This window comes from Janthinobacterium sp. GW823-FHT03B06, from assembly GCF_058796955.1.
Window position 1 is genome coordinate 406,254 of record NZ_JBXAJE010000002.1, and the last position, 25,847, is coordinate 432,100.

General features: G+C 62.3%; 26 protein-coding genes. 3 read left to right on the forward strand and 23 right to left on the reverse strand.

Annotated features, from left to right (window positions below):
• Nucleotides 1–17: 17 nt before the first annotated feature.
• Nucleotides 18–644 carry a flavin reductase family protein gene (locus tag AC1RBA_RS07790; protein WP_070292226.1) on the reverse strand — a complete coding sequence of 209 codons (627 nt, stop codon included), beginning with the start codon at nt 642–644 and terminating at the stop codon, nt 18–20.
• A gap of 203 nt (nt 645–847) precedes the next feature.
• Between AC1RBA_RS07790 and AC1RBA_RS07795 the strand changes: the two genes are divergently transcribed.
• Nucleotides 848–1,909: an AI-2E family transporter gene (locus AC1RBA_RS07795; RefSeq protein WP_409028158.1), complete on the forward strand. Its 1,062-nt coding sequence runs from the start codon at nt 848–850 to the stop codon at nt 1,907–1,909.
• Nucleotides 1,910–2,039: 130 nt separating this feature from the next.
• Nucleotides 2,040–2,699 (forward strand): glutathione S-transferase family protein, encoded by a 660-nt coding sequence (locus tag AC1RBA_RS07800; protein WP_070310464.1) that lies wholly within the window; start codon nt 2,040–2,042, stop codon nt 2,697–2,699.
• Nucleotides 2,700–2,718: 19 nt separating this feature from the next.
• Here AC1RBA_RS07800 and AC1RBA_RS07805 read toward each other — a convergent pair whose 3' ends face one another.
• From AC1RBA_RS07805 to ndk, 19 genes are all read right to left on the reverse strand, one after another.
• Entirely contained in the window at nt 2,719–3,024 is a 306-nt protein-coding gene (locus AC1RBA_RS07805; protein WP_492404643.1) for an NIPSNAP family protein, read from the reverse strand.
• Nucleotides 3,021–3,947 (reverse strand): WD40 repeat domain-containing protein, encoded by a 927-nt coding sequence (locus AC1RBA_RS07810; RefSeq protein ID WP_492417522.1) that lies wholly within the window; start codon nt 3,945–3,947, stop codon nt 3,021–3,023. Before AC1RBA_RS07810 ends, AC1RBA_RS07805 begins: the two co-directional genes overlap by 4 nt.
• Nucleotides 3,944–4,453 (reverse strand): GNAT family N-acetyltransferase, encoded by a 510-nt coding sequence (locus tag AC1RBA_RS07815; protein ID WP_492417524.1) that lies wholly within the window; start codon nt 4,451–4,453, stop codon nt 3,944–3,946. The genes AC1RBA_RS07810 and AC1RBA_RS07815 overlap by 4 nt, the downstream gene beginning before the upstream one ends.
• A 65-nt stretch (nt 4,454–4,518) precedes the next feature.
• Complete coding sequence (locus AC1RBA_RS07820; RefSeq protein WP_034752020.1) at nt 4,519–5,064, reverse strand: phosphoribosyltransferase; 546 nt, start codon at nt 5,062–5,064, stop codon at nt 4,519–4,521.
• Between the two features lie 66 nt (nt 5,065–5,130).
• Nucleotides 5,131–6,444 carry an adenylosuccinate synthase gene (locus AC1RBA_RS07825; protein ID WP_034752021.1) on the reverse strand — a complete coding sequence of 438 codons (1,314 nt, stop codon included), beginning with the start codon at nt 6,442–6,444 and terminating at the stop codon, nt 5,131–5,133.
• Between the two features lie 3 nt (nt 6,445–6,447).
• On the reverse strand, nt 6,448–7,608 hold the full coding sequence (locus AC1RBA_RS07830; protein ID WP_070310467.1) for an ATP phosphoribosyltransferase regulatory subunit: 1,161 nt from the start codon (nt 7,606–7,608) through the stop codon (nt 6,448–6,450).
• Between the two features lie 267 nt (nt 7,609–7,875).
• A complete protein-coding gene (gene hflC, locus AC1RBA_RS07835; RefSeq protein WP_070221917.1) occupies nt 7,876–8,763 on the reverse strand; it encodes a protease modulator HflC in 888 nt (295 codons plus the stop codon).
• Nucleotides 8,763–10,055, reverse strand: a complete 1,293-nt coding sequence (hflK, locus tag AC1RBA_RS07840) for an FtsH protease activity modulator HflK (protein WP_070221916.1) — start codon at nt 10,053–10,055, stop codon at nt 8,763–8,765. Before hflK ends, hflC begins: the two co-directional genes overlap by 1 nt.
• A 2-nt stretch (nt 10,056–10,057) precedes the next feature.
• Nucleotides 10,058–11,281 (reverse strand): GTPase HflX, encoded by a 1,224-nt coding sequence (gene hflX, locus AC1RBA_RS07845; RefSeq protein WP_046685708.1) that lies wholly within the window; start codon nt 11,279–11,281, stop codon nt 10,058–10,060.
• 114 nt (nt 11,282–11,395) lie between these two features.
• The gene (gene hfq / locus AC1RBA_RS07850) at nt 11,396–11,632 is read right to left on the reverse strand and encodes an RNA chaperone Hfq (protein WP_008450615.1); all 237 of its coding nucleotides are present in this window, start codon (nt 11,630–11,632) and stop codon (nt 11,396–11,398) included.
• A 242-nt stretch (nt 11,633–11,874) separates the two neighbouring features.
• Entirely contained in the window at nt 11,875–13,221 is a 1,347-nt protein-coding gene (gene der, locus AC1RBA_RS07855) for a ribosome biogenesis GTPase Der (protein WP_034752028.1), read from the reverse strand.
• A 4-nt stretch (nt 13,222–13,225) separates the two neighbouring features.
• Complete coding sequence (gene bamB / locus AC1RBA_RS07860) at nt 13,226–14,371, reverse strand: outer membrane protein assembly factor BamB (protein WP_070221914.1); 1,146 nt, start codon at nt 14,369–14,371, stop codon at nt 13,226–13,228.
• Between the two features lie 88 nt (nt 14,372–14,459).
• Nucleotides 14,460–15,128, reverse strand: a complete 669-nt coding sequence (locus AC1RBA_RS07865; RefSeq protein ID WP_070221913.1) for a YfgM family protein — start codon at nt 15,126–15,128, stop codon at nt 14,460–14,462.
• Between the two features lie 54 nt (nt 15,129–15,182).
• Nucleotides 15,183–16,544 carry a histidine--tRNA ligase gene (gene hisS, locus AC1RBA_RS07870; protein WP_070221912.1) on the reverse strand — a complete coding sequence of 454 codons (1,362 nt, stop codon included), beginning with the start codon at nt 16,542–16,544 and terminating at the stop codon, nt 15,183–15,185.
• Between the two features lie 57 nt (nt 16,545–16,601).
• Nucleotides 16,602–17,864, reverse strand: coding sequence for a flavodoxin-dependent (E)-4-hydroxy-3-methylbut-2-enyl-diphosphate synthase (gene ispG / locus AC1RBA_RS07875; RefSeq protein ID WP_070221911.1), 1,263 nt, complete (start codon nt 17,862–17,864; stop codon nt 16,602–16,604).
• Nucleotides 17,865–17,903: 39 nt separating this feature from the next.
• Nucleotides 17,904–18,839: a helix-turn-helix domain-containing protein gene (locus tag AC1RBA_RS07880; protein ID WP_492417526.1), complete on the reverse strand. Its 936-nt coding sequence runs from the start codon at nt 18,837–18,839 to the stop codon at nt 17,904–17,906.
• 67 nt (nt 18,840–18,906) lie between these two features.
• Nucleotides 18,907–19,683 carry a type IV pilus biogenesis/stability protein PilW gene (gene pilW, locus AC1RBA_RS07885; protein WP_492404656.1) on the reverse strand — a complete coding sequence of 259 codons (777 nt, stop codon included), beginning with the start codon at nt 19,681–19,683 and terminating at the stop codon, nt 18,907–18,909.
• 11 nt (nt 19,684–19,694) lie between these two features.
• Nucleotides 19,695–20,870 (reverse strand): dual-specificity RNA methyltransferase RlmN, encoded by a 1,176-nt coding sequence (gene rlmN, locus AC1RBA_RS07890; protein ID WP_034752035.1) that lies wholly within the window; start codon nt 20,868–20,870, stop codon nt 19,695–19,697.
• Nucleotides 20,871–20,994: 124 nt separating this feature from the next.
• A complete protein-coding gene (gene ndk / locus AC1RBA_RS07895) occupies nt 20,995–21,411 on the reverse strand; it encodes a nucleoside-diphosphate kinase (RefSeq protein WP_070223377.1) in 417 nt (138 codons plus the stop codon).
• Between the two features lie 219 nt (nt 21,412–21,630).
• Between ndk and AC1RBA_RS07900 the strand changes: the two genes are divergently transcribed.
• A complete protein-coding gene (locus tag AC1RBA_RS07900; protein WP_034752039.1) occupies nt 21,631–22,317 on the forward strand; it encodes a Bax inhibitor-1/YccA family protein in 687 nt (228 codons plus the stop codon).
• 129 nt (nt 22,318–22,446) lie between these two features.
• On the opposite strand, the gene AC1RBA_RS07905 is transcribed toward AC1RBA_RS07900, so the two are convergent.
• The 3 genes from AC1RBA_RS07905 to AC1RBA_RS07915 form a co-directional block, all read right to left on the reverse strand.
• Nucleotides 22,447–23,292, reverse strand: a complete 846-nt coding sequence (locus tag AC1RBA_RS07905) for a LysR family transcriptional regulator (RefSeq protein ID WP_409028154.1) — start codon at nt 23,290–23,292, stop codon at nt 22,447–22,449.
• 12 nt (nt 23,293–23,304) lie between these two features.
• Entirely contained in the window at nt 23,305–24,465 is a 1,161-nt protein-coding gene (gene cfa / locus AC1RBA_RS07910; RefSeq protein WP_492418130.1) for a cyclopropane fatty acyl phospholipid synthase, read from the reverse strand.
• A 284-nt stretch (nt 24,466–24,749) separates the two neighbouring features.
• Nucleotides 24,750–25,790 (reverse strand): cupin-like domain-containing protein, encoded by a 1,041-nt coding sequence (locus AC1RBA_RS07915; protein WP_492417528.1) that lies wholly within the window; start codon nt 25,788–25,790, stop codon nt 24,750–24,752.
• Nucleotides 25,791–25,847: the final 57 nt, after the last annotated feature.

Genomic DNA, 25,847 nt, shown 5'->3' on the forward strand with positions numbered 1-25,847 from the left:
CCTGGCCAGACGGCGCATTACGGCCAGGCTGGCCGGCGCATGTGGAACAGGCTGGCCGGTCCGATCTCGAAATAATCGGCCGGGCCGCCGCCGCGCAATATCGGCGCAGCGGCGGCCGTGTCGTACACGCCGTCGACCAGCAGATGGCGCGCGATGTGCACGCCCACCACTTCCCCCAGCACCAGCCAGCTGCCGACACCGTCGCCATTGACGCCTTGCAGCTCGATGATCTGCGTGCGCCGGCATTCGAAGGACACGGGGCTTTCGGCCACGCGCGGCACGTCCACGATGCGCGAGGCGGCCGGCGTCAGGCCGGCCAGCGCGAATTCGTCGACTTCGGGCGGCGCCGGCGCGCAACTGGCGTTCATGGCCTCGGCCAGCGGACGGGTCGCCAGGTTCCACACGAATTCGCCCGTCTGTTCGATATTGCGCAAGGTATCCTTGCGGCCGATGCTGGAAAAGCCGATCAGCGGCGGATGGTAATTGAAGGCGTTGAAAAAGCTGTACGGCGCCAGATTGAGCACGCCCGCACTGCTGCGCGAGGCGATCCAGCCGATCGGACGCGGCCCCACGATGGCGTTAAAGGGATCGTGCGGCAGGCCGTGGCCCTGCGCAGGTTCATAAAAATGGATGGGGTCAAGCACGCGGATTCCTGAAGTCAAAGGAAGTCAACGGCGCCCGGGATGGAACGCCTGGAACGACAGCTTACTGGAATTGCCGCCACCGCGTTGCCAGCCCGCCGACGCGCCGGGTGCGCTCGCGCACGCAGCACGACAATTGTATGGCGCACGGCCCTTGGCCTCGCTTATGATGGGGCAACTCAACCCTTATCATTGCGCTATCGCCCATGCCTACCCTCACGCTGCACCAGAAAGTGTTCCTGCTCCTCTTGAGCATCGTCACCATCGGCTTCGGCTGGATATTGGCGCCGTATGCGGGCGCCATCTTCTGGGGCGTCATCCTGGCGATCCTGTTCGCGCCCGTGTACCGCTGGCTGCTGGCCAAAACCCGGGGCCGCGCCGGCCTGGCTTCGCTTCTGACCTTGCTGTTGATCATCGTCATCGTGATCCTGCCGCTGTCGCTCATTTCCGTATCGCTCGTGAACCAGGCGGCCAGCGTCGTGGAGATGGTGCGTTCGGGCGAAATCACGGTCGCCATGTTCTTCAATAAAATCATGGCCGTGCTGCCGCAGTCGCTGATCAACCTGCTCGAGCGCTTCAACCTGACCAGCCTGGCGAGCCTGCAGGACAAGCTGGCCGAGGGCGCCACGCAGGTAAGCCAGGTGGTGGCCGTCAAAGCCATCAATGTGGGCCTGTACACCTTCGAATTCCTCACCAGCCTGTGCATCATGCTGTACCTGCTGTTTTTCCTCATGCGCGATGGCTCGACCCTGTCGGCCCGCATCAAGAACGCCGTGCCGCTGAGCCGCAAGTACAAGCAGCGCCTGTTCACCAATTTCACCACGGTGATCCGCGCCACGGTGAAGGGCAACATCCTCGTGGCGATCGCCCAGGGTGCCCTCGGCGGCCTGGCGTTCTGGTTCCTCGACGTGCCGGCGCCCCTGCTGTGGGCCGTGCTGATGGCCTTCCTGTCGCTGCTGCCGGCCGTCGGCGCCGCCCTCGTGTGGGCGCCCGTGGCAGCCTATTTCCTGGCCACGGGCGCCATCTGGCAAGGCGCCGGCCTGGCCGCCTTCGGCGTCTTCGTCATCGGTCTGGTCGACAACGTGCTGCGCCCTATCCTGGTGGGCAAGGACACGAAGATGCCCGACTACGTGGTGCTGCTGTCGACCGTGGGCGGCATGGCCCTGTTTGGTCTGAACGGCTTTGTCATCGGCCCCGTGGTGGCGGCCCTGTTCATCGCCTCGTGGGACCTGTTCGTCTCGGCCAGCGAATTCCAGGCTGAGGATTAAAGCCTGGCACTGGGGGAGCGGGCAATGCCACGGCCAACATCAGCATGGCCCGGACCGCTTGCATTGATCCGGTGATTGCACTATCGTTGCTGCACGCGCGTGTTGCCAACCTTGCACAGGAGATCCCACCGTGTCGCTGATCCTCTACGGCCATCCCTTTTCCTCGTACACGCAAAAGGTGCTCATCGCCCTGTACGAAAACGCCATACCGTTCGATTTCCGCTGCCTGGCGCCGGACATGCCGCAGCACCTGCAGCAGTGGCTGGAACGCTGGCCGCTGCGCAAGTTTCCGCTGCTGGTGGATGGGGAGCGCAACGTCGCCGAGACCAGCATCATCATCGAATACCTGCAACTGGCCCATCCCGGCCCGCTGCGCCTGCTGCCGGACGACGCCATGCAGGCGCTGGACGTGCGCTTTCTCGACCGCTATTTCGACCTGCACGTCATGACGCCCGTGCAGCATGCCGTCGGCGCCGCCCTGACGGGTGACCCGGCGAAGACCGAGGAAGGCCGCGTGTTTGCCGGCAACAAGCTGGACCTCGCCTACGCCTGGCTGGAAACCCGCCTGGCCGGCAAGACGTGGGCGACGGGCGAAGACTTTACCCTGGCCGACTGCGCCGCCGCTCCGTCGCTGTTCTATGCGGACTGGACGCAGCCGATTCCCGCCACGCTGCCCCTGCTGCACGCCTATCGCGCCCGCTTGCTGGCCCGTCCATCGTTCGCCCGCGCGGTGGACGAGGCACGTCCGTACCGCCACCTCTTCCCCCTGGGTGCGCCGCAGCGCGACTGACCCTGTTCAGTAAACCTGTTCAGGCAAACACGGGGCGGAAAAAACTGCGCTCGTAGCTGACGATGCAGCGCGTCTCCTCGGCATAGCGGAAGGCGGCCTGGCATTCGGCGTCCAGCATCGAATCGCTGCGGTACTGCTCGTACAAGGCCAGGCTGGGGAACGAGAACATGGCCAGGGCCACATTGCTCGCGCCTTCCGACGGCAAAAAGTAGCCGTGGTGCTGGCCGCCGAAGCGCTCGACCAGCGGTATCCACAGCTTGCCGTAGGCTTCGAATTCCCGCAATTTGTACGGGTCGATGATGTAGCGCAGGTAACAGGTAATCATGCGGTCTCCTTGTGAACGTTCAACTCCATCAGCATGCCGGATTCCCAGGAGCCGATGGCGGACAATGGCGAGCCAGGCAAAAAGTCCAGCGCGCAGGGATACATCAAAGCGTGTTGTGTCAGCACGTCGAGACCCGGCCAGCCATACAACAGCAGCTTGCCCTTGCCGATGCGTCCCAGCGCGCTGCCGTCGGGCAGCCAGCGCAGGGCGTCGCCCGTGCCGCCGCCCGCCTCCACCGGCACCGTGGCCAGCCGGCGGCCATCGGCCAGCGCATACACCGACAGGAACTCCTCGCCGCCCGCGTGATGCAGCACGGCCAGGGACGCTCCGTCGGGCGATGGCGCGCACGACTTCAGTCCTGGCAGCGACAGCACCTTGCGCCCGCCGCCCGCCTGCAGGGGCCAGTCCCATACGCTGCAGTAGTCGGGCGGCTGCACCTGCCCCTCGTCCACCGATTTGACGCCGTGCAGGACCAGCAAGCGCCGCCCGCCGTCGATAACGTGGACACCGCGCAGCATCTCGCCCGGGTGCTCCTGCATGAAGCGCACCTCGCCCGTCTGCGCGTCGCGCAGCCGCAGGCGGCCATCCCAGGCGCCGTCGGCAAGATACTGCCCGCACGGCGACCACGCGGGGCCGCAGCCTTCGCCATCCTTCCTGTTCTGGAAATTGAGCAGCAGTTGCCCCGATGCCGCTTCCACCACGGCCAGCTGGCCCGTCGTGCTCTTGATGGCCAGCCGGCTGCCATCGGGCGAAAAGGCAAGGTCCGACATGTGCGCGATGAATTTGCCGCGCCACAGTTTCTGGCGTGCCGCCACGTCCCACAGGACCAGGTCGCGCCCCAGCACCGCCAGGCGCGTGCCGTCGGGCGAGAACCGCACGCCGTAGCTGCAGCCCAGCTTCAGCGGCTTGCGCGCTGCCGTCATGGGCGCGCCAGGCGGTAGACCACGCTGTCGATATCGTAATGGCGTTCCATGCCCACATATTGCATGCCCAGGCGCGTCATGACCTTGATCGAGGCGGCGTTGTCGGGATGGGCCACGGCCACCACTTCCGGTGCGCCGACGACGTCGAACGCATGCGCGACGATGGCGGCCGCCGCCTCGCTGGCATAGCCCTGCCCCCAGCCCGTACGCGCCAGGCGCCAGCCGATTTCAAGGGGATTGGCCCTGTCGCCGGAGAGGTGCTGCAGGCAGGCCATGCCCACCAGTTCACCGTCATCGAGGCGTATCAGCGCCCACCACGAATAGCCCCATTCGACCCAGCGGCCCATGATGCGCGCGATGGCCGCGCGCGTCACCTCTTCGGTCTCGGGCTGGCCCGCGTTCAGGTAGGTCATCACCTCGGGATCGGTGTTGAGCGTGCGCATGCGCTCGTAGTGGCTCTCGTTGATCGGTTCCAGGCGCAGCCGCGCCGTCGTCAGTATGGTCATCGCATTTCCTTGGACGAAAAAAAAGACGATACACGATCGTCTTTTTTTTGCAAGCGCGCACGCAATTACTTGCCTGCCTCGCCCTTCTTGATCCACGCCGCCAGCTGGTGCGGACGCAGGCCGTCGTAGTCTTCGAACGGCTGATGGATCCACGGATTGTGCGGCAGTTCGTCGAGGAAGTAATCGGGACGCACGACGGAGCAGCCCTTGAGCCAGATCACGGCCGATTTGACTTCGGTCACGTCTGGGAAGTTTTCCTTCAGGTGACGCGTGACCTTGTCCAGCGTGACGCCCGAATCGGCCAGGTCGTCGACCAGCAGGATGCGGCCGGCCAGCGGGCCCTTGGTCATGGTCATGTACTTGGCGATATCGAGGTCGCCGCGCACCGTGCCCGCGTCTTCGCGGTAGGAGCTGGTCGACAGGATGGCCAACGGCAAATCAAAAATGCGCGAGAACACGTCGCCAGGACGCACGCCGCCGCGCGCCAGGCACAATACCTGGTCGAATTTCCAGCCCGATTCGTAGACCTTGAGCGCCAGGCGCTCGATCAGGCGGTGGTACTCTTCCCAGTTGACCCAGAGATGTTGATCGTTCGATTGTGGGGTAGTCATGATAGTGAAATCTTATTATTAGCGTGATTAAAAAAATCCGCCTTGCGGCGGATTGTGTCCAGCAGCTTACTCGAATGGGTGACGCAGCACGATCGTTTCTTCACGATCCGGACCGGTCGAAACCATGTCCACCGGTACGCCGACCAGTTCTTCGATGCGCTTGATGTAGGCGCGCGCCGTGGCAGGCAGGGCCGCCAGCGATTTCGCGCCGACCGTGCTTTCCGTCCAACCCGGCATCTCTTCGTACACGGGCACGCAACGGGCGGCTTCTTCAGCGCCCGATGGGAAGATGTCCGTGGCCACGCCGTCGATGGTGTAGCCGGTGCACAGTTTCAGCGTTTCGATACCGTCCAGCACATCCAGCTTGGTCAGGCACATGCCCGTCACGCCGTTGATCTGCACGGAGCGGCGCAGCAAGGCGGCGTCGAACCAGCCGCAGCGGCGGGCACGGCCCGTCACGGTGCCGAATTCATGGCCGACTTGCGCCAGATGGTGGCCAACGCCTGCATCCGTTGGCAGTTCCGACGGGAACGGGCCGGAGCCGACGCGCGTCGTGTAAGCCTTGGTGATGCCCATGATGTAGTGCAGCATGCCAGGACCGACGCCCGAACCGGCGGCGGCATTGCCGGCCACGCAGTTCGACGAGGTGACGAACGGATAGGTGCCGTGGTCGACGTCGAGCAGGGAACCCTGCGCGCCTTCGAACAGCAGATTCGCGCCGGCCTTGTGCGCCTTGTACAGCGCGCTCGACACGTCGGTGACCATCGGACGCAGACGCGGCACATAGGCCAGCGCGTCATCGAGGGTCTTCTGATAGTCGACTTTCGGCGCCTTCAGGTAGTTTTCCAGCACGAAGTTGTGGTAATCGAGGTTTTCGGCCAGCTTTTCGGCAAAGCGCTTCTCGTTGAGCAGGTCGGCGATACGGATCGCGCGGCGCGCCACTTTGTCTTCGTAGGCCGGGCCGATGCCCTTGCCGGTGGTGCCGATCTTCGCATCGCCACGCTTGGCTTCACGCGCCAGGTCGATCGCGGTGTGGTAAGGCAGGATCACGGGTGCCGCGTCCGACACTTTCAGGCGCGAGGCGACTTCGACGCCGACCGCTTCGAGCTTGTCGATTTCGCGCAGCACGTCCGGCACGGAAACGACCACGCCGTTACCGATGTAGCAGGCGACGCCTGGACGCATGATGCCCGACGGGATCAGCTGCAGTGCGGTTTTGACGCCGCCGATGACCAGCGTGTGGCCTGCATTGTGGCCGCCCTGGAAGCGCACCACGCCTTGGGCGTGATCGGTCAACCAATCGACGATCTTGCCTTTACCTTCATCGCCCCATTGGGTGCCGATGACAACAACGTTCTTTGCCATAATTTTCTTTGACATCACTCAACCTAAGTTTTTAAGAATCCAGCTACTACCATTATCGGCAAGTACCAGCACGCGATCGCACTCGAACTCGTCTTGTTCATTACTGTGACCCGGCATACTCTGGATCACGACCTCGCCCGCCTTGCGCAACTCGGCGATTTTTTCCTTCAATTCTGGCGCGCTGCCCCACGGCGCGCGGATCGAATGCTTCCGTTCCGCGGTCGGCAACAGGCGCGCCAGTTCGCGCAAATCGAGCGAGAAGCCGGTCGCGGGACGTGCCCGGCCGAACGCTTCGCCGACGTGGTCATAACGGCCGCCGCGCGCAACCGCGTTCGGCAAGCCTGGTACATACAGCGCAAACATCGCGCCGCTTTCATATTGGTAGCCGCGCAGGTCGGCCAGGTCGATCGCCACTTCGGCGCGGCCCAGCGCGGATCCTGCCAGCGCGGCCAGTTCGGCCAGCGCCTTGAGCACGCCCGGCAGCGGCGGCAGCACTTCGCGCGCACGCGCCAGCACATCGATGTCGCCGTACAGGTTCGGCAAGGCCAGCAGCGCATCGCGCGTGACGGCATCGTAGGATGCGGTCAGGGCACGCAGGCCCGGCGCATCTTTCGCGCGCAGCAAGGCGTACAGCGCAGCTTCGTCACGCCCGGCGGCGGCGTCTTGCGCAATAATAGCGCGCAACAGGCCGACGTGCGACAGATCCAGGCGCACGCTGTCGAAACCGGCCAGTGCCAGCGAAGCGAGCGCCAGTTCCTGAATCTCGGCATCCGCTTCCAGGCCGGCGTGGCCATAGATTTCGGCGCCGATCTGCAGCGGTTCGCGGGTGGCGTGCAGGCCCGACGGACGGGTATGCAGCACGCTGCCGGCATAGCACAGGCGGGTGACGGTGGCACGGTTGAGCAGGTGGGCGTCGATGCGCGCCACTTGCGTCGTCATGTCGGCGCGCAGGCCGAGCATGCGGCCCGACAGCTGGTCAACCAGTTTGAACGTGCGCAGGTCGGTATCCTTGCCAGCGCCGGTCATCAGCGATTCCAGATACTCGAGCAGCGGCGGCATCACCAGTTCATATCCGTACAGACGGAAATTATCCAGCATGAGGCGGCGCAGCTCTTCGATCTTGCGCGCTTCCGACGGCAGAACATCGGCAATATTTTCGGGCAAAAGCCAATTCGGCATGAGGGAGCGAGATACGGAAGAAAGTTGAAAAAATGCATCATGCGAGGCAGCGGCGGGCGCGCCAGGCAAGAGGCCGAACCTGATATTTTACGCGAAAACACGGGCCTTTAGGGATAAGTTGTCCGAAACGCTGCCGCACGGCCCTAAAAACACCGCATTTTACGCCTTCCCGCAACAACTGGACGGGCACAAAAAAACGGGGCCGGCATCGATGCCGGCCCCGCTGCTGCCACCCGTCCTTGCGGACTGGCGCAGTGCGATGCTGTCTTACTTCTTGGACGGAGCGGCCGTGCCGTTACCCTTGAAGTACTTGAAGAATTCCGAACTCGGATCGACCACCATCACGTCGCCCTTGTCCTTGAACGTGGCGCGGTAGGCTTCCAGGCTGCGGTAAAACTTGTAGAACTCCGGATTCTTGCCAAACGCTTCCGCATACACCTGCGATGCCTTGGCATCGCCCTCGCCGCGGATCTTCTCGGCTTCGCGATACGCTTCGGCCAGGATCACCGTGCGCTGCTTGTCGGCGTCGGCGCGGATCTTCTCGGAGTCGGCCGAACCGGTGGAACGCAGTTCATTGGCCACGCGCACGCGCTCGGACTTCATGCGCTCGTACACGGAGTTGTTGATCTGCTCGACGTAATCGACGCGCTTCAGGCGCACGTCGACGATGCCTACGCCGATGGCCTCGGCCTCGGCCGCCACCTTGGCCTTGATCGCCTGCATCACCTTGCCACGCTCGCCCGAGATCACTTCGCGCACCGTGCGCTTGGTGATTTCATCGTTCAGCGCCGCCTTGACGATTTGCGACATGCGGTTGCGCGCACGGCTTTCATCGCCGCCGAAGCTGCGGAAATAGGTCTTCGGATTGACGATGCGCCACTTCACATACGCGTCGACGAGGATATTCTTCTTCTCGGCCGTGATGAAGCGTTCCGGTTCCGGCGTATCGAGCGTCAGGATACGCTTGTCCAGGTAGATGACGTTCTGGAACGGCGGCGGCAGCTTGAAGTACAAGCCTGGCTTGCTGATCTCGTCCTTGACTTCACCGAGGGCGAAGACGATGGCGTATTTACGCTGATCGACGACGAACACGGTCGAGGACAAAAGCATGATCGCGATAAAGCCCGCGATCAGGGCGGCAACGATACGGTTCATTAGCGGCTCTCCCGTTCACGCGAAGAGCGGCTGTCACGGCGCTGATTGACTTCTACTGTCGGCATGGCTTCCTGTGGCAAAACGGTGTTGGCTGCGGGTGTCGCGGCAGCACGGGCGGCAGCAGCGGCAGCATCGGTGGCAGCCGTCTGGGCGATCAACTTGTCGAGCGGCAGATACAGCAGATTGCTGCCCGTCTTGGCGTCAACCATGACCTTGCTGGCACTGCTGAACACTTGCTGCATCGTTTCCAGATACATGCGGTCGCGCGTGACAGCCGGCGCCTTCTGGTACTCGACCAGCACCTGCTTGAAGCGCGACGCGTTACCTTCGGAGTTCTCGGTCACCATGGCCCGGTAGGCCTCTGCTTCCTGCACCAGGCGGAATGCTGCGCCGCGGGCTTTCGGAATGACGTCATTGGCGTAGGCCTGGCCTTCATTCTTCTGGCGTTCACGGTCCTGGCCTGCCTTGACGGCATCGTCGAAGGCGGCTTGCACCTGCTCCGGCGGCTGCACGGCCTGCATCGTCACGTTGTTAATCAACACGCCAGCCTTGTAATCTTCAAGAATCTGCTGCATCAATTTCTGCGTATCAAAAGCCACTTTTTCGCGGCCTTCATACAGCACGAAGTCCATCTTGCTGCGGCCAACCACTTCGCGGATCGCCGTCTCGGCGACCTGGCGCAAGGTGTCTTCCTGGTCGCGCAGGCTGAACAGCCATTCCACGGGATCTTTCAGGGTGTACTGCACCGCGAACTGGATGTCGATGATGTTTTCATCATCCGTCAGCATCAGCGACTCGCTGGCCTGCTTGTTGCGCAGCGAGGTGCGATACCCCACTTCCACCGTGCGCACCTGCGACACGTTGACGGTTTCATCGGTCTGGAACGGATACGGCCAGCGCCAGTTGAGACCGGCCGGCGCCGTGCGCGTGTATTGGCCAAACGTCAGCACCACGCCGCTCTGGCCCTCTTGCACGATGAAGGCGCCGCTGGCGAGCCAGATGAAGACGGCGATCACGCCAACGACGCCGGCGGTGATGCCGGCGCCCTTCATGTCGGGGCGCGGGCCACCGCCGCCACCGTTGTTATTGCCGCCGTTGTCGGGACGGTTCTTCTGTCCGAAAAAGGCGTTCAGGCGCTGATTGAAATCGCGCCACAACTGATCGAGGTCCGGCGGACCTTCGCCGGGCTTTTTGCCTTCTTGGGCTTTCTTGCCGTCGTCCTTGCGATTGCCCCAGCGGGGATCGTTCAGGGACAACTTCAAGCCTGTTTTTTTGAGTAGGGAGACAAGCATAACTATCGTGTTCCGACTTGGGAGTGGGTGGAAATCCTATCGTCCTCGCCAGGCTCTTCGTCCTGGTCCGGGGCGGCGCCATCGTGCTGGTCGTACTGACCGTCAAACTGATCTTCCTGCGGTGCTTCGTCGTTCTGATACAGGTGGGCAGAACGGGGCGCCTTCCTGGCCATTTCGACGATCGCATCGCGCAGCAGGTCAAGCCCGCTGCCCTTCTGCGCACTGACGAACACGCGACTGATCGTAGCATATTCGTCGCGCTCCACCGAAGGCTCCAGCCCGGCCGCATCGATCTTGTTCCACACGAGGATTTGCGGAATATGATCGGCGCCGATCTCTTTCAAGACCAGGTTGACCTGCTCGATCTGCTCCATGCGCACCGGCGACGCGGCGTCGACGACGTGCAGCAGCAGATCGGCATGGATGGTTTCTTCGAGCGTGGCGCGGAAGGCGGCCACCAGCTGGTGCGGCAATTCGCGTACGAAGCCGACCGTGTCGGAGATCACCACGTTGCCCACTTCCTGGCCCAGGTAAACCCGGCGCGAGGTGGTGTCGAGGGTGGCGAACAACTGGTCGGCGACATACACGCCGGCCTTGGTCACGGCATTGAACAGGGTCGACTTGCCGGCATTGGTATAACCGACGAGGGACACCGAGAATGTGTGATTGCGGCCGCGCGCGCGGCGCTGCGTTTCGCGCTGCTTGTGCAGTTTTTCCAGGCGCGCGCGCAGGGCCTTGACACGGTCGCCGATCAGCCGGCGGTCGGTCTCGAGCTGCGTCTCGCCGGGACCGCGCAAGCCGATACCGCCCTTTTGCCGTTCCAGGTGAGTCCAGCCGCGGATCAGGCGCGTGGCCAGATGCTGCAGCTGGGCCAGCTCGACTTGCAGCTTGCCCTCGTGACTCTTGGCGCGCTGCGCGAAGATGTCGAGGATCAGGCTGGTGCGGTCGAGCACGCGCACATTCAGGCGCTTTTCCAGATTGCGCTGCTGGGCGGGCGAGAGGGCGTGATTGAAGATGACGATTTCCAGGCCATCGTTGACGACGACGTCGCCAATTTCATCGGCCTTGCCGCTGCCGACGAAATACGCGGAATCGGGACTGGAACGCTTGGCCGTGATGGTGGAAATCGGGTCCGCGCCAGCCGAACGCGACAACAGCATGAGTTCCTCCATGCTGGCGGCGAAGTCGCTGTGACCGAAGTCAACCCCGACTAGTGCCGCGCGCATGATGGCATCTGATGAGTTGCGGCGAACGCCGACGCCGATGCAAACGCATCAGCGCCGCTGGCGCGGACGGGGGCGATGGAGGGTGAAAGGCGCTGGGCCGTCAAGCTCAACGCTTTACTCCGCTTCAGATTCAATATTGAGATTGACGGCACGGGCCGGCACCACTGTCGAGATGGCATGCTTGTACACCATCTGTGTCACCGTATTGCGCAGCAATACGACATATTGATCGAACGATTCGATATGGCCCTGCAATTTAATGCCATTGACCAGGTAGATCGAGACAGGAACATGCTCTTTGCGTAATGCATTGAGGAATGGGTCTTGTAACAGTTGCCCTTTGTTGCTCATAACAGCTCCGTTGTTTATGTTGTTGTGTAAGAATTGGAGGCGACTCGCTTGATTTCAAGTGCTCTCACACCTTTCAAAGAAAGAAAGATGCGTCATAGCTACTGTAACCTGTTTTCGCGATCGCTGTCGCGCATGGCGCATTAACACTTTATTATTTCCGTGCAAATAACCATTGAATTGGCTGTCGGCGCCGCATTATCTCCGCGGCGCCTTAATATGCACTTAATCCAGCTGTTAACTCATTACTTGCTTGGCGTGCGTGCAAACGGGTTTTTACCCGTACGCAATTCGATGCGCAGCGGCGTGCCGACCAGGGCAAACGTATCGCGGAAATGTTTTTCCAGATAACGCTTGTAGGGATCACCAACGGCGTCGAGCGCATTGCCGTGAATAACGATCACAGGCGGGTTCATGCCGCCCTGGTGGGCATAGCGCAGCTTCGGACGGATCGAACCCTTGCGGCGCGGTTCCTGCTTCTCCACGGCTTCGATCAGGGCGCGCGTCAGCTTCGGCGTCGACAGGTCGCACATGGCGGCCGCATACGCGGCGTTGAGCGACTTCATCAATGGACCGATGTTGGTGCCCTTCAGCGCCGAAATGAAATGCATCTGCGCGAACGACAGGAAATCGAGCTTGCGGTCGATATCGATCTTGATTTCATCGCGCTCGTGCGATTGCAAGCCATCCCATTTATTCACGGCCACGACCAGCGCGCGGCCCGATTCCAGGATAAAGCCGGCGATATGCGCGTCCTGCTCCGAAATATCCTGCTGCGCGTCGAGCATCAGCACGACCACGTTGGCTTCGGAAATCGACTGCAGGGTTTTCACCACCGAGAATTTCTCGATCGCCTCAAACACCTTGCCGCGGCGGCGGATGCCGGCCGTGTCGATCAGGGTGTATTGCTGGCCATCGCGTTCGAACGGGATCTCGATCGAGTCGCGCGTCGTGCCCGGCATGTCGAAGGCGATCACGCGCTCTTCGCCCAGCAGGGTGTTGATCAAGGTCGACTTGCCCACGTTCGGACGGCCGACGAGGGCGATCTTGATGCCGCGGTCGGTCTTTTCCAGCTCTTCAGGCTCATCCGGACGCTGCGCGAACGCCAGGTCCAGCATCACTTCGACGAGGTCGTTGACGCCGTCACCGTGCGCCGACGAGATCGCATACGGATCGCCCATGCCCAATTCATAGAATTCGGACACGACGGCCGTGTAGCGCATGCCTTCGCTTTTGTTAACCACCAGCAAGACCGGACGACCGCTCTTGCGCAGGAAGTCGACGATGGTCTTGTCATGCGGGGTCAGGCCCTGACGGCCGTCCACGATGAACACCACCACGTCGGCCTCGGCCACGGCCTGCTTGGTCTGCAGTGCCATCTGGTGCATGATGCCTTCCTTGGCGACGGGTTCGAAACCACCCGTATCGATGACGAGGAAGGGACGTTCGCCGACACGGCCTTCGCCATAGTGACGATCGCGCGTCAACCCAGGCAAATCCGCCACCAGCGCATCGCGCGAGCGGGTCAGACGATTGAATAAAGTCGATTTCCCAACATTGGGTCGACCTACTAGTGCAATTACCGGCTTCATTGTATTACTCGACCGCGAGAGCGGTCACTGTCCCTGATTGGGTTTGAAAAATCAAATTCGAACCGGCAACAACGGGAGCCGAAACAATCGGGCTACCGTCGGTGCTGACACGACCTATTAATGCGCCATCTTCCCGTGACAGGAAGTGGATATAACCTTGATAGTCGCCGACGGCGACGCTGCGGCCGTAGGAGGCCGGCGTCGACAGGCGGCGGCGCGCCAGCGCCTCATTCTTCCAGGCGCTCTGGCCGGCTTCGCGGCTGAACGCCACCACGGCGCCCTGGTCATCGGCAACAAACACGAAACGCTGGTCGACGGCCACGCCCACATCGGACGAAATCGGCTTGGTCCAGCGCGGCACGCCGGTGGCGGCGTCGAAGCAGCCCGCCTTGCCCTGATACGTGACGGCGCACACTTCGCCTTCGAACACCACCGGCGTGCCGGCGATGTCGGAGACGCGCTCCAGTTCGGTGGCACCGCGCGGTTCGCTGACGACGATCTCCCAGCGTACCACACCGGTCGCTGCCGTCAGTGCCAGCAGCTTGCCGCCCGGCTGGGCCACGTAGATGTTCGCGCCGCCCAGCACCATGCCCGGCGCATTGCGCAAGGTCAATGCCGGCGTGGCGCGCTGCACCGTCCATTTGCGTTCGCCCGTCTTGGCGTCGAAGCCGACGATGCGGTTGTCCACGCTGCGCACCACGACCACGCCCTGCCCCACGACGGGCGCCGTCAATACTTCGCTGGACGCCTGCGCCTTCCACAGCTGCTTGCCATCGGCGTCAAACGCCAGCACGGCGCCCTTGGCGGCGCCGACGGCGACGACGGCACCATCGCTGCCGGCACCCGAGGTGATGTCGCTGCCGGCCTTGATGCGCCACGTTTCACGGCCGCTGGCCGCATCCAGGCGCGCCAGCGCGCCATCGGCGCTGACCACGTACAGGCTGCTGCCGGCCAGCGCAGGCGTCAACGCGTACACGCCGGCCTTGCCGATCGAATACTTCCAGGCGTCGCGCACGGCAATGCTCGATTTTAACTCGACCAGCTTGGCCGGCTCGACTTTCGGATCTTTCGAGGCGAACGGGTTCCAGGACGAGCAACCGGCCATCAGGGCCAACAGACTTGCAGCTACCAGCTTTTCAGTGACACGCATAAGTGTTATCCAACCTTTTTCTTGTACTTGTAAGGGCAAGGCAGGCGGCGCACAACGCCGCGCGGCCGCACCACCATCAGTGTTCCTGTCAGGCGGCGGCCTTGTCAGCCTTGGCCTTGTCTTCCGGTACCGTGCCGCCGATCGCTTCCAGTTTGACCTGGATCAGTTGACGGCCTGGATTGTTCTTGTCCGTCGCGGCTATCGCGGCCAGGTAGGCCGTGCGGGCATCGGCCAGCTTGTTTTGCGCCACCAGGATGTCGCCCTTGCGGTCGGCCACGGCACCGGCAAATTGCGCCACGGTGGCCGTCGCCAGCACCTTCAGCGCTTCATCATAGGCTTTTTCGTCCAGCAGGACGCCGGCCAGGCGCAGCTTGGCGATGGCCTTGTACTCTTCCGTACCGTGCTCGGCCACCCATTGCAGCTGGGTCTTGGCCGTTTTCAGGTCGTTCGCGTCGAACGCCACCTTGGCCGCGGCCAGGGCGCTCATCTGTGCATATGCCGTGCCGCTGAAACGCGACTGCATGTCGCTGGTCGCGCGCATTACCTTGGCCGTGTCCTTGGCGGCGATGGCGTTCTGCAGTTCGTCGTACAGCTGGCCCGCTTGCGCGGCCTGCGTGCGCTGGTAGTACTGCCAGCCAGCCCAGCCGCTGTAGCCGGCCAGCGCCACGATCAGGACCCAGGAGGTCAGATTGCCATTGCGCTGCCACCAGGCCTTGAGGGTTGCCAGTTGTTCTTGTTCTTCGTGATCGTATGCCATGGGTCGTCAGTTTGAATGAGTAGTTGATCGAGGGTAGTACGGTCTTGCTGCAAATTAATGGTGGTGATGCACGTGACCGCCAGGACCGTGGTCGTGGCCGCAATCGTGGTCGCCGATAATCTGGTCCACCACGTAATCGACGACATCGTCGAACGGCACCGTGCTCTGCTGCGCGCCCGCATCGGCTTCGCGCATGGCTTTCACCGTCGCGACATTGTTGGCGATTTCATCATCGCCCAGGATCACGGCAAACGCCGCGCCGCTGGCATCGGCCTTTTTCATTTGCGTCTTGAAGCTGCCGCCGCCGTTGCTCGCTGCGCAATGTAGCACAACGTCCAGGCCCGCATCGCGAATCCGCTCGGCCAGCACGAACGCTTGCAAGCCGGCCTGCTCGCCCTGGTGCACCAGATAGACGTCGCACTGGGCCGGCGCTTCCGGCTCGGCCGCATCCTTCATCAGCAGCACCAGGCGTTCGACGCCCATGCCGAAACCGACGGCGGGCGTCGATTTGCCGCCGAACATTTCCACCATGCCATCATAGCGGCCGCCGGCGCAGACCGTGCCTTGCGCGCCCAGCTTGTCGCTGACCCACTCGAACACCGTGCGGTTGTAGTAATCGAGGCCGCGCACCAGGCGTGGATTGATGGTGAACGGGATATTGTTGTGGTTCAAGATCTTCTGCACGCCGTGGAAATGGGCCAGCGATTCCTCGCCCAGGTAATCGAGCAGCTTCGGCGCGCCATTGACCAGGTCCTGCATGGCAGGGTTCTTGGTGTCGAGGATGCGCAGCGGATTGCTGTGCAGGCGGCGCTTGGCTTCTTCGTCGAGCAGCTCGCTGTGGCTTTCCAGGTAGGCGATCAGGTCGGCGCGGTGGCGCAGGCGCTCGGCCGCGTCGCCGATCGAGTTCAGTTCCAGGCGGATGCCTTCCAGGCCCAGGTCGTCCCACAGGCGGCGCGACAGCATGATGATCTCGGCGTCGATATCCGGACCCGTGAAACCGATGGCTTCCACGCCGAACTGGTGGAACTGGCGGTAGCGGCCTTTCTGCGGACGCTCGTGACGGAACATCTGGCCCTTGTACCACAGGCGTTTCGGACCTTCGTAGACGAGGTTGTGCTCGACGACGGCGCGCACCACGCCGGCCGTGCCTTCCGGGCGCAGGGTCAGGTTGTCGCCGTTCATCGAATCGGTGAACGAATACATTTCCTTTTCCACGATATCGGTCACGGCGCCGATGGCGCGCGCGAACAATTTCGTCTCTTCCACGATCGGCGTGCGGATTTGCTGGAAACCGTAGCTTTGCAGAACGGACTGGGCCGTGTTTTCAAACAATTCCCACAGCGGGGCGTCGGCGGGCAGGATATCGTTCATGCCTTTGACGGCGGTGATTTTATCGAGCTTTTTATTTTCGGACATAGTGTTCTTCTTTGCTTTAACTTGATTGTCGGATTACGCGCGTAGCGCTAATCCGACCTACGCTGCTGCGCCGTAATGGCTTTTAACATAATTGAGGACGATGTCCTGGAATTCCTCGACGATGCGTTCGCCGCGCAGGGTGACGACTTTTTCGCCGTCGACAAACACGGGGGCGGCTGGCGACTCGCCCGTGCCGGGCAGGCTGATGCCGATGTTCGCATGCTTCGATTCGCCGGGACCGTTGACGATGCAGCCCATGACGGCCACGTTCATCGCTTCCACGCCCGGATACGATTTCTTCCACTCCGGCATCTGCTCGCGCAGATACGTCTGGATGTTGTCGGCCAGCTCCTGGAAGGTGGTCGACGTCGTGCGCCCGCAACCGGGACAGGCGATCACCATGGGCGCGAACTTGCGCAAGCCCATGGTTTGCAAAATTTCCTGGCCGACGATCACTTCGCGCGTGCGGTCGCCGCCCGGTTCCGGCGTGAGCGAAATGCGGATGGTGTCGCCGATGCCCTCTTGCAGCAGCACGGCCAGGGCCGCTGTCGAGGCGACGATGCCCTTGCTGCCCATGCCCGCTTCCGTCAGGCCCAGGTGCAGCGGATAGTCGCAGCGCTGCGCCAGTTCGCGGTACACGGCGATCAAATCCTGCACGCCCGAGACTTTGCACGACAGAATGATCTTGTCGCGGCCCAGGCCCAGTTCTTCGGCGCGCACGGCGTTTTCAATCGCCGACGTCACCAGCGCTTCATACATGACGGCTTGCGCCGGCCACGGTTCGGCGCGGCCCGCGTTTTCATCCATGATGCGCGCCAGCAAGGCTTGATCCAGGCTGCCCCAGTTCACGCCGATGCGCACCGGCTTGTCATACTTGCACGCCGCCTCAATCATTTGCGCGAATTGCGTGTCGCGCTTGGCGCCCTTGCCCACATTGCCCGGATTGATGCGGTACTTCGACAGCGCGCGCGCGCAATCGGGGTAGTCGTTAAGCAGGGTATGGCCGTTATAGTGGAAATCGCCCACCAGCGGCACGTCGATGTCCATCTTGTCGAGCTGCTCGCGGATGTAGGGCACGGCCGCAGCCGCTTCGGGACGGTCCACCGTCAGACGCACCAGTTCCGAACCGGCACGCGCCAGTTCCTTGATCTGGATCGCCGTGCCGATGGCGTCGGCCGTATCCGTATTCGTCATCGACTGCACCACCACGGGGGCGTCGCCGCCCACCCAGATCTGGCGCTGGCCGTGCGCGATCAGCACCTTGCGGCTGTCGCGGCGGCCGGAAGGACCGGAGCCGATCGCTGTTTTCGAGGTAGCCATAAATATTATCTTCTGAGTTTGCTTGAACGATTACTGCAATTATTTGATGCTGACACGCGAGATCGTGCCGCCGGCCACGGTCGGCAGCTCCAGCTTGGCGCCGCGCAAGGTTGCCTGCACAACACCCGGCTTGCCCACCACCAGAGTGGCCGGACCCGTGATATCGAACGTTTCCGTGCTGCCCGCCTTGACCATGCGCGAAATCAGCGGAGAAGCGCCGGGACGGCGGATCTCGACCCAGGAATCCTGCTCCACCTTCAGCACCAGCGCATTCGCGCCCACGGCAGGGGCAGCGGCAGCGGCGGGCGGCGTGACGGCAGCCGTCGCCGCTGTCGCCGCTGTCGCCGGAGCTGGCACGGCGGCTGGCGGCACGGCGGCGGCCGGCGCCGAAGCGGCGGCAGCGGCAGGTGCGCCCGTCTGCGTATCGTTGCCTGGCGGCGGCGGCACGGAAATCAGGGGCACGGACGGCGTCTGCACGGGCGTCAAGTCCTGGCCCGGCTTGATCAGGGTCGTTTCCACCGGGCCCACTTCCGCATGCGCGGTTTCCTTCCCGGCCTGCGCGGACAGCAGGCTGGCCGGCACGTAGCCGAGTTTATAGGCGCCAAAGGCGGCCGCCACGACGACGGCCACGGCGCCGGCGATCCAGATTGGCGTCTGGTTCGACGAGCGCTGCGTCATCGACGGGAAACGCGATTCCGAGAACGTGGCGGAAATCTCGCGCCGCGCGGGCGCGGCCGGGTCTTGCGCCGGCGCCGGATGGACTTCGATCATGGCCACCAGCGGCGCCGCGTCGAGACGCACCACCTTGGCGTAGGCGCGCACGAAACCGCGCACCACGGCCACGTTAGGCAAGGCCGCCATGTCGCCCTCTTCCAGCGCGATCACCTGGCGCGGCGCCAGCTTGAGCTGGTCGGCCACCTGCTCCACGGGCCAGCCCAGCGCTTCGCGCTGCGCCTTCAACTGTGCGCCTGCCAACGCAAGATTGCCCTGGGGCTGCTGCTGAGGCGTTTCTGCCCACTCTGAATTCATTGGTATCCCTGTCTCACTCATCAAACGCCCCATTTTGATAAGCAGCATATTCGGGGGAGCCGGAATGGTGGTTGCGCAAATGCGCCCCCAGGCCAGCTTCCGCACCCGCATCCCCGAGCTTATGCTGCACCTTGATCCCGAGCCACAGCACATCGGCCGTCTGGCTCTCCATTGTCGCTACTTTACCGAGCCGCTCAAGGTAATGAGCCGCTTGCCGGTAGTCTTGCTGTTGGTAATACACGCGCACCAGGCCGGCATACGTGATTGCCGCGCCAGGTGCGATGCGCTCCGCCTTGAGCCAGTAGTCAGCGGCGCGCGGGTAATCTTTCATGACCAGGCTGCACGCCGCCGCATTATGCAGCGCCAGTTCAGGCGTGCCATAGGCGGCATCTTGCAATGCGGCATCAAAATACGCCAGCGACTGCGCCGCGCGCCCGGTCTGGCACAGAAACTGGCCATAATTATTGCTCAACTCGGGATTGTGGGGCGCGAGGCGCAATGCGTAAAGAAAATCTTTTTCAGCAGCCCCAGGTTGGCGCAGGGCAGCAAGAATCAGGGCCCGCATGCCGCGCGCCTGGACATTGTCCGGCACCAGCTGCACCGCCTGCTCTGCTTCGGCCAACGCCACCACAAACTGATCCTGCATATAATAGGCGCTGGCCAGCTGCAAGCGCAAGGCGGCGCGCTGCTCGACAGATGCAGCTTGCTCCTTGTCTGCGGTGGAAGCACAGCCGACCAGCAGCACAGCCAGGCAAACAGCGGCCATAGCAAGCGAGCGTTGGTAAGCCATGCCTTCCCTCATCAGGAGCGGATCTCCACGATCTTGCCGAAATTGGCGCCAAATTTCTGTTGATACTCAGTCATCTTTTCCATGCGTTCCTGCACCCGGGTGCGGTCCTTGACTTCGCCGGCCAGCTGGCCGCAGGCCGCATCGATATCATCGCCGCGCGTCTTGCGCACGGTGGTGATGATGCCGCCATCCATCAGCACCTGGGCAAACGCCTTGATGCGCGGGTTTTTCGAGCGGAACAGGCCCGACTCGGGAAACGGGTTGAACGGAATCAGGTTGAACTTGCAGTTCACGCCGAACTCGCGGTCTTGCACCAGCGCCAGCAGTTCGCGCGCGTGCTCGTCGCTGTCATTGACGCCGTCGAGCATGCAGTATTCGAAGGTGATGAAATCGCGCGGCGCGAATTCCAGGTAGCGCTTGCACGCCGCCATCAATTCCTTCAGCGGGTATTTCTTGTTCAGTGGAATCAAACCGTCGCGCAAGGCGTCGTTCGAGGCGTGCAGCGAGACGGCCAGGGCCACCGGCACTTCCTGCGACAGCTTGTCCATCATCGGCACCACGCCCGACGTCGACAGGGTCACGCGGCGGCGCGACAAGCCGTAGGCGTTGTCGTCAAGCATCAATTTCAGGGCCGTGACGGTCGGCTCAAAGTTCAGCAGGGGCTCGCCCATGCCCATCATCACCACGTTGGTGATCTGACGCTCGCCTTTCGGGCCCGGTTCGATGCCCTTGGTGCGGCGCAATTCGAATTCCGCCATCCACAGCTGGCCGATGATTTCGCCGACGCTGAGGTTGCGGTTGAAACCTTGCTTGCCCGTCGAGCAGAAACGGCAGTTCACGGCGCAGCCGGCCTGGGTCGAGATGCACAGGGTGCCGCGGTTTTCTTCCGGAATGAACACGGTTTCCACGGCATTGCCATTGCCCACGTCGACCAGCCACTTGCGCGTGCCGTCCGTTGACGTGTGGTCGCTGATGATGGCCGGGGCGCGCACTTCGGCGCGCGTAGCCAGCTTGTCGCGCAGCGACTTGGCCAGGTCCGTCATGGCGTCGAAGTCGGAAGCGCCGAACTGGTGTATCCAACGTTGCAATTGTTTCGCACGAAACGGTTTCTCTCCCAACTCGGCGCAGTAGGCGATGAGTTGCGCGGGATCGAGGTCCAGCAAGTTGGTGAGGGTCGTCGTATTCATGATCTTGTCTATTCTAAAAATCCGTCCCCGCGCGCATTAGGGGCAAAGCACCACAGCGCAGCGGGAACAGGGGGTGATAAGTTATTTCACAGATAACGCCAGGAAATAACGTTATCTAAGGCAATTAAGCCTTCAGTTCTGGGAAGAAGTAAGCGATTTCCACTTTAGCAGCTTCGACAGCGTCGGAACCGTGTACGGCGTTAGCGTCGATCGAATCGGCGAAATCGGCGCGGATCGTGCCTTTTTCTGCTTTCTTCGGATCGGTCGCGCCCATCAGGTCACGGTGGGCCAGAACGGCGTTTTCGCCTTCCAGGGCCTGGATCATGACTGGACCGGAAACCATGAAGTCGACCAGATCCTTGAAGAAGCCGCGCTCTTTGTGCGCTGCGTAGAAGCCTTCAGCTTGTTCGCGCGACAGTTGGGTCATGCGTGCTGCAACGATTTTCAGGCCAGCGTTTTCAAAACGGGTGTAGATTTGACCGATTACGTTTTTTGCAACTGCGTCTGGTTTGATGATCGACAGGGTGCGTTCGATTGCCATGTGTGAAAACTCCAATAAAAGTAAGGTTTAAAACGGTAAATTGATAACTCAATCAACCTTTGATTTTACCATACTCCACCCCATATCACCCAGACAGGCAGGGGCATCTTGCCGCCCTGCCCCTGTTTAATGAAATCTTAAGCTGCTTTTTTGGCAAATTCCGGCCCCCATGCTATCCTTGGGTAAAGCAGTAATTTGAATTGACAACACGGAGGCACTATGAATCAGAACATGCAACGCACCTTTGACCTGTCGGGGGGCATGCAGCAAGTCCGCCACCAGGTCTTGCGCAACACTTACTGGCTGCTGGCACTGTCCATGATACCGACCGTGCTGGGCGCCTTCATCGGCGTGCAAATGCATTTGCCGATGCTGACCGGCGGCATGGGCTTCATCATCTTCATGGCCGTCGCATTCGGCTTCATGTACGCGATCGAGAAAACCAAGAACTCGGGCCTCGGCGTCGCCGTCCTGCTGGGCTTTACCTTCTTCATGGGCCTGATGCTCACGCCCATCCTGACGCGCACGCTCGGCTACTCGAACGGCGGCATGCTGATCATGACGGCATTCGGCGGCACGGCCACCATCCTGGCCGTGATGGCGACGATCGCCACTGTGTCGAAGCGCGATTTCTCGGCCATGGGCAAATGGCTGTTCGCCGGCGTGATCGTGCTGATCCTCGCATCGGTGGCGAACATCTTCCTGGGCCTGTCGGCACTGTCGATCGTGATCTCCATGGTCGCCATCGCCATCTTCTCGGCCTACATCCTGTATGACGTGCAGCAAATCATCAACGGCGGCGAGACCAACTACATCTCGGCCACCCTGCGCATCTACCTGGACGTGTACAACATCTTCACCAGCCTGCTCTCCCTTCTGGGCTTCGCTGGCGGCAGCCGCGACTAAGCGCTAACGCAAAAACGCCCAGGGCGGCGTTGCAGTGCTTTGCCCTGAACGTTTTATGCGCTGCGCTTATGCGCCAGAGCATGAAAACAAAAGCCGACCCGCGGGTCGGCTTTTTTACGTCCGTTCAAATTACTTGATCTTCTCCGCCACCTCGAGCAGGCAGGCGCGGGCGCGGTCCAGGGTCGGGTTGTCGCGCTGGGCCGCATACACGGCGTAGGCGGAATGCGAGAATTCTGGCGCGTCGCGCACGCGGTACAGCAAGCCCCCATCGAGATACGGCTGCGCGCTGCCGATACGAAAATAACTGGCGCCGCCCACTTCCAGCAGGTACACGAGGGCCAGCGGGCCCAGCGAGATCGACACGGGCGGGCTGCTCAGTTCAGGATACGCCGCCTGGTGGTTGGCCGCGAAGCTGGGTCCCCAGTCGACGTACACATAGGTATCGGCCTGCATCTGCCCGTCGGCGCGCGTGGTCACCATCACCAGCTTTTCCTCGGCCAGCAATTCGCCGGCCAGACCCGGGCGCTGCGGCGGGTTGTACAGCACGGCGAGGTCCAGCGAGCCGTCGTGCACGGCGTCGAGCAGGCGCGCGGGACTGTCGACCTCGGCGCGCAAGGCGATTTCGGGACAATCGCGGCTCATGCGTATCAGCCAGTCGCCGAGCAGCGGCTGCCACAGGCTCAGTTCGCAGCCGATGCTGACGGCGTCGTCGCGCCCCGGCGGCAAGGCTACCTGGTGGCGCGCCCGCTCCCACACCTGCACCATGGTGGCGGCGTGGCGCATGAAGCGCTCGCCGGCCGGCGTCAGGCGCGCGCCCGCCTTGTTGCGCACGAACAGCTGGCGCCCCAGCTGCTGCTCCAGGGTGCGGATGCGGGCGCTGACGGCCGTCTGCGTCACGTGCATGCGCTCGGCCGCCATGATGAAGCTGCCGCAGGAAGCCACTTCGAGGAAGGTACGCGCCTGATTGATGTCCATCAAGCCATGATATCAGCTGACGCGATCATAGCCACCGAGCACGCCCTGCTTCGACAAGACCCATTGCCACAGCTGCAGGTCGCGCGCGCGGAAGGCGCCCGCGCAGGACAGCAAATAATATGACCACATGCGGTGGAAGCGCTCGCCCAGCTGGGCCGCAAACTGCGGCCAGGCCTGCTCAAAGTTCGCATGCCAGGCCATCAGGGTCTTGTCGTAGTCGGCGCCGAAGTTGTGCAAGTCCTCGGCGATAAATAAATCATCGATGGCGTCGCCGATCTGGCCGATGGAGGGCAAGTCGCCATTCGGGAAGATGTACTTGTCGATCCACGGATCGCATGCGGAATCGCGCTTGTTCTTGCCGATCGTGTGCAGCAGGAACAGGCCGTCGTCTTCCAGGCAGCGGTGCGCCACTTGCATGAAGGTGCGGTGATTCTTGTGCCCCACGTGCTCGAACATGCCGATGCTGACGATGCGGTCGAATTTTTCATCGGTGTCGCGGTAATCCTGCAGGCGGAAGTCCAGGTTTTCTCCGCCCGGCATGCCGCGCGCGTAGGCGACCTGCTCTTGCGAAATCGTCACGCCCACGCATTGCACCTGGTATTTTTCCGCCGCATAGCGCATGAAACTGCCCCAGCCGCAACCGATGTCGAGCACGCGCATGCCCGGTTCCAGGCGCAGCTTGCGGCAGACCAGATCGAGCTTGGCTTCCTGCGCCTCGGCCAGTTTGCCGGCGTCCTTCCAGTAGCCGCAGGTATAGGTCATGCGCGGATCGAGCATGGCCGCATAGAAGGCGTTGCCCAGGTCATAGTGCTCCTTGCCCACCATCCACGCGCGTCGCTCCGTCTGCAGGTTGAACAGGCGCGCGTACAGCGCGTGGAAGGCCAGGCGCATGGGGCGCACATCGTCGGCCACCCTGGCGCGCAGCAGATGGCAAAAGAATTCGTCGAGCTGCTGCGCATCCCAGTCGCCATCCATGTACGCTTCGCCCAGGCCCAGGTTGCCGCTGGCAAAAGCCCGCTCGGGCACGCCCGGCTTGCGCAGCTGCATGTCCCAGGCGGCGCGGCCATTCAAGTGGATATCGGCCCTGGCCAGCAGCTCGGCCGCTTCGCGGGTCAGCCGCGTGTCAAGCTGGAGTTCCGTACTACTTGCCGGTGCTTGCTGTAACTGTGTCATTTGCTGCGTGTTCATGCCCTGCCGCCTCCAGATGGTTGTCGGTGCCGGTGCGCACCGGCAAGCCCGCTCAGAGGCCCGGCGCCGCGCCAGCCATCAAATTATCCGCCCGCCATCACCAGCTGGATAATGAAACATCATGGCGATTCATATCAAAATAATTGCTGCAAAATGATTTCAATCAATTATTTTATGGAAATATCTTATACAAGAAGCACACCGTACAATGAAAAAAGCCGCCTGTTCGGCGGCTGTTCCCTGCGCGTTCGCGGCAATCCGCGCGACGATCAAAAGTCGTGATTCGGCGGATACTTGCTGTAAAAATCGTTATCCCATTTGAAGTTGGTAAACGCCACCGTCATCGATACGTCGAGCGCTTCGACGAAATGCCAGCAGCCGACGGGCAAAAACAGGATCTCGCCCGGTGCCAGCACGCATTCGCGCACCTGCACGTCGGCCATCAGCGGATAGCGCTGCAGGTCGATGGCGCGTCCGTCGACGGGTGTAAAACAGTGGCGCTGGTTGTACACGCGCGCCACCTCGCAGGCGGCCATGATGCGCAACCGCTTGCGCCCTTTGACTTGCGCCATGAAGTTGTTCGTCAGGTCATGGTGGAACGGCGTCACCGTACCAGCCGGGCCGAACCATAGAAAACCCGTCGGGCCGCCACTCTGCTCCAGGTACTCGGGCAGCTGGCCGATATCGTCCCACAGCTCGCGCAAGGCTTGCCGGTTCTGCGAATTGTTATTTGCCGTCATATAGAAATCATTGGTCGCACCGCTGCCCTCGACCAGGCTCGCGTACTCGCCGAACGCCATCTTGCGCTTGTGCGCCACGCTGTTCATTTCATACTGGGCATCCGCTTCGCGGCCGAACTGCACTTCCACTTCACGCTGCGCAAAATGGTCGCGGAAGTAGGCCGGGCTCCACTTGGCCATGGCGGGCCAGTCATCCATCATGCCCGTGATGATGACGGGCTGGTTGGTCGAATAGTATTCGTCGAGGAATTCCTGCGCGGACAGCTTGTCGCGGCGGGGAATCTCGGGCGGGCGCAGCTGGTTCAGCTTGCGCTGGATATCGATCACCCAGTCGCGCTTGGCCAGGCGGTTCGACAAGCGCACGGCGCCGGCCAGGTAGGGACTGTGCAGCGCCAGCTCCACTTCGCGGCGCGCCAGGGTTTCCGTGATGCCGGCCTTTTGCAGCACCGGCATCAGCGCCGACGGATGGCTGCCCAGCATGAGGTTTTCCGCAATCCAGCTACGCCACTCGCGGCTCAGCTCCTGTTCCTGTTCCTGTTGCTTGACTCCGAATGCCGATACTGCCGCCATCACCCGTCTCCTCTTTTTTTATATGAACAAGCGGCCGGGCAGCAATGCCGCCCGGCC